Source organism: Aquiflexum sp. (assembly GCF_041749095.1).
Taxonomy (GTDB): Bacteria; Bacteroidota; Bacteroidia; order Cytophagales; family Cyclobacteriaceae; genus Aquiflexum.
Map to the genome: position 1 here is coordinate 1 of NZ_JBGTCA010000282.1, position 3,501 is coordinate 3,501.

Annotated in this window: 3 protein-coding genes and 1 pseudogene; 3 read left to right on the plus strand and 1 reads right to left on the minus strand. The window is 38.3% G+C overall.

Annotated features, from left to right (window positions below):
- On the minus strand, positions 1-879 hold an 879-nt coding region (locus tag ACEW8O_RS13140; protein ID WP_373495081.1), incomplete at its 3' end, for a mechanosensitive ion channel family protein.
- 153 nt (positions 880-1,032) lie between these two features.
- Between ACEW8O_RS13140 and ACEW8O_RS13145 the strand changes: the two genes are divergently transcribed.
- From ACEW8O_RS13145 to ACEW8O_RS13155, 3 genes and pseudogenes are all read left to right on the plus strand, one after another.
- Entirely contained in the window at positions 1,033-2,574 is a 1,542-nt protein-coding gene (locus tag ACEW8O_RS13145) for a GNAT family N-acetyltransferase (RefSeq protein WP_373495082.1), read from the plus strand.
- A 1-nt stretch (position 2,575) separates the two neighbouring features.
- Positions 2,576-3,136, plus strand: coding sequence for a KdsC family phosphatase (locus tag ACEW8O_RS13150; protein ID WP_373495083.1), 561 nt, complete (start codon positions 2,576-2,578; stop codon positions 3,134-3,136).
- Positions 3,129-3,501, plus strand: a pseudogene (locus tag ACEW8O_RS13155) (3-deoxy-8-phosphooctulonate synthase); the annotation flags it as partial. The gene ACEW8O_RS13150 and the pseudogene ACEW8O_RS13155, both read left to right, overlap by 8 nt.

Consider the following 3,501-nt stretch of genomic DNA (forward strand, 5'->3'; position numbering starts at 1 on the left):
AGAAATAATATGTATATCCCTTTGAGGAAAAGGAATTTCAATTCCTTCTTCACCAAACCTACGAAAAATTTCATAATATAGCTGACTTTTTAACACATTGGGTTTATTGATGTATTCGCTTGTCCAAACCCGTAAATTAAAGTTAAGGCTGCTGTCATCGAAAGCATCAAAAAGCACATCAGGTGCCGGAATTTTTGACACACCTGCATTTTTGTTGGCTACTTCAACAAGAATTTCTTTAATTTTCATGGGATTCTCCTTATAGGAAACGCCCACTGAAAAGTTGAATCTGATATTTCGGTCAGTATGTGACCAATTGATCACCTGGCTATCAATAAATTGACTATTGGGAATAATCACACTGATATTGTCATTGGTGACTAGGGTTGTAGACCTGGCTGATATCTTGATGACATCGCCGGCGATATCGCCCACTTCTATTCTATCTCCTATTTTTATGGGCTGCTCAAAAAGGATTATTAACCCACTGATAAAATTGTTGGTAATGTTTTGAAGGCCAAAGCCGATACCTACACCCAGCGCACCAACCAAAATACCAAACGCGCTGAGATCAATACCTGTCGTCTGTAAGATTGAAAACAAACCTGCAATGATCAAAATGTATTTGACTATTGCTCCCACAGATTGTCTGGTACCCATTTGGATTTTGTACCTGACCAAAATTTTGTTAACAAGTATTTTTTTGATCCATTCAGATAATACAAATAGCAGTATTAAAGAAATAATCAGTGTAAACAATAGACCTATGGTAAATCGGGAATCTCCTATTGTGAAAATTCGGGCATCTAATATCTGATGTATAATATCCAAAAAACTGGAGGATCCTCCATTATTTACAGCTGCTGTGTTTTCTTTCATTTAAGATAAAGGCCTTATTTTCTTTTTTTGATTTAATTACAAGCTAGCTAAAAAAAGTATTTTCAAGAAACAAATTATTTCCAAAGATAATATGTTGCCTCACTTGGTAATTGCATAATAAGCATATGAATGAATTTTAATTAATTTTGCGGCATGAGTAAACAGAAGGAAGAATTAGAACACCGATTAAAACTTAGAAATATAAAACTTTCCGATTATGAAGACATACGTGACATCATGGTCACCATATATAAAGAACCAGGAGGTGCCTGGACTAGGGAAGAGCTAAAAAACCAAATAAAGGTATTTCCAGAGGGACAGATCTGTATAGAAGACAATGGAAAAGTGGTTGCGGCTGCTTTGAGTATCATAGTGGATTATGCAAGATTCGGGGATAATCACACCTATGATCAGATCACGGGGTTTGGAAAATTTGATACTCACGACGATGAAGGTGATACCTTATATGGTACAGATGTTTTTGTAGATAAGGAATACAGGGGCATGCGCCTCGGGAGAAGACTTTATGATGCACGTAAGGAACTTTGTGAAAACCTTAATTTAAGATCTATTATTGCAGGGGGTAGAATTCCTGGATATTCCAAATATGCCGATCAGGTTACCCCACGGAAATATATTGACCTGGTGAAAAGTAAAGAGATCTTTGACCCGGTATTGTCTTTTCAGCTTGCAAACGAATTTCACGTAAGAAAAGTAATCACCAAGTATTTGCCGGAGGATAAAGATTCAAGAGCTTTTGCCACCTTATTGGAATGGATCAATATCTATTACGAGAAAGATGAGAAACTAATTGGTAATAAAAAATCCATAGTCAGATTGGGATTGGTACAGTGGAAAATGAGGAGATTCAACAATGTTGATGATTTGATGCAGCAAGTGGAATTTTTTGTGGATACAGTATCCGGTTATAAAGCTGACTTTTGCTTGCTTCCGGAATTTTTTAACGCACCACTTTTGGCGGAATTCAATGATATGGATGCATCCGAAGCCATCAGAAATGTGGCGGATTATACAGATGAGATTGTGACAAGGATGAGAGATTTGGCACTTTCATACAATGTCAATATTGTGGCAGGAAGCATGCCCGAATACGATGGCAAAAAACTGAGAAACGTTTGCTATTTATGCCGAAGAGATGGAACCACAGAAAAGCAGTACAAACTTCATATTACTCCTGATGAACAAGCCTATTGGGGTTTCCAAGGAGGAAACGGAATCAAGGTTTTTGATACCGATGCAGGAAGAATCGGGATTTTGATTTGTTATGATGTGGAGTTTCCAGAGTTGGGAAGGATATTGGCAGAACAGGAAATGGATATACTTTTCGTACCTTTTTGGACGGATACCAAAAACGCGTTCCTTAGAGTGGATACCTGTTCAAAGGCAAGGGCAGTAGAAAATGAATGTTATGTAGCCATTACCGGCTCGGTAGGAAATCTTCCAAGGGTAGAAAACATGGATATCCAATATTCACAAGCTGCTATATATTCCCCTTCTGATTTCTCTTTTCCCCACGATGCAGTAGTGGCACAAGCTTCCGTGAATGCCGAAACCACAATCGTGGCGGATGTCGATTTGGATTTGTTGACCAAGCAAAGAAAAGCAGGAACTGTGAGGAACTTAGGACAAAGGAGATTGGACCTTTATTCTATCCATTGGAAGAAAAAGAAATAATATGGATCATTATCTATCAGGACTAACAGAAAACATTAAAAAAAGAGCCATACTTATAAAATTAATAATTACCGATGTGGATGGGGTATTGACTGATGGCGGTATTATTTATGACAACAATGGTTGTGAATACAAAAGGTTTAATGTAAAGGACGGACTCATTGTCAATTTGTTAAAAAAAAATGGCATAAAGGTAGGAGCAATCACCGGGAGGGATTCTAAGGTAGTATCAGATCGCTGTAATGAATTGAAATTTGATTTCCACTTTCATGGAATAAAAAATAAAGGGGGGAAACTTTTGGAAATTTTGGAAGAACATGGAATTGAACCTTCAGAAGTTGCCTATTTGGGAGATGATTTGATAGATTTGCCCATCCTCACCCGGGTCGGGCTATCGGCCTGTCCATCTGATGCACTTCCCTATATCCAAAACCATGTCCATTTTGTGTCCTCTTTAAAAGGAGGGGAAGGAGTTTTCAGGGAAGTTGCCGACCTGATCTTGGAATCCAAAGGTCTGTTATCCAATATTATTGAAAATTTAGTCCATAAAGGCCATGAATAGATTTACCCACTCAATGAAGATCACTGACGAAGTGATACTTGGTAAAGGAAAACCTGTGTTGTTTGCAGGACCATGTGCTGTAGAAAGTTTTGATATTTGCATTGAAATCGGGAGTATAGTAAAAGAACTCGCTGCATCATTTGGGTTTTCTTATGTTTTCAAGGCATCTTTTGATAAAGCTAATCGGACCTCTTCCGGATCATTCAGGAGTATTGGGATGGACAAATCCTTGGAGGTGCTGCAAAGGGTAGGGAAAGCACTGAACGTCCCTTTGGTAACTGATATCCACGAAAGTTATCAAGCTCTGGAAGTTGCGGTAGTAGTGGACGTTTTGCAGATTCCGGCATTTTTATGCCGCCAGACAG

What these genes read in the sequence shown, in the direction of transcription:
- ACEW8O_RS13150 (WP_373495083.1), top strand. Translation starts at nt 2,576, where the DNA reads ATGGATCATTATCTATCAGGACTAACAGAAAACATTAAAAAAAGAGCC.
- ACEW8O_RS13145 (WP_373495082.1), top strand. Translation starts at nt 1,033, where the DNA reads ATGAGTAAACAGAAGGAAGAATTAGAACACCGATTAAAACTTAGAAAT.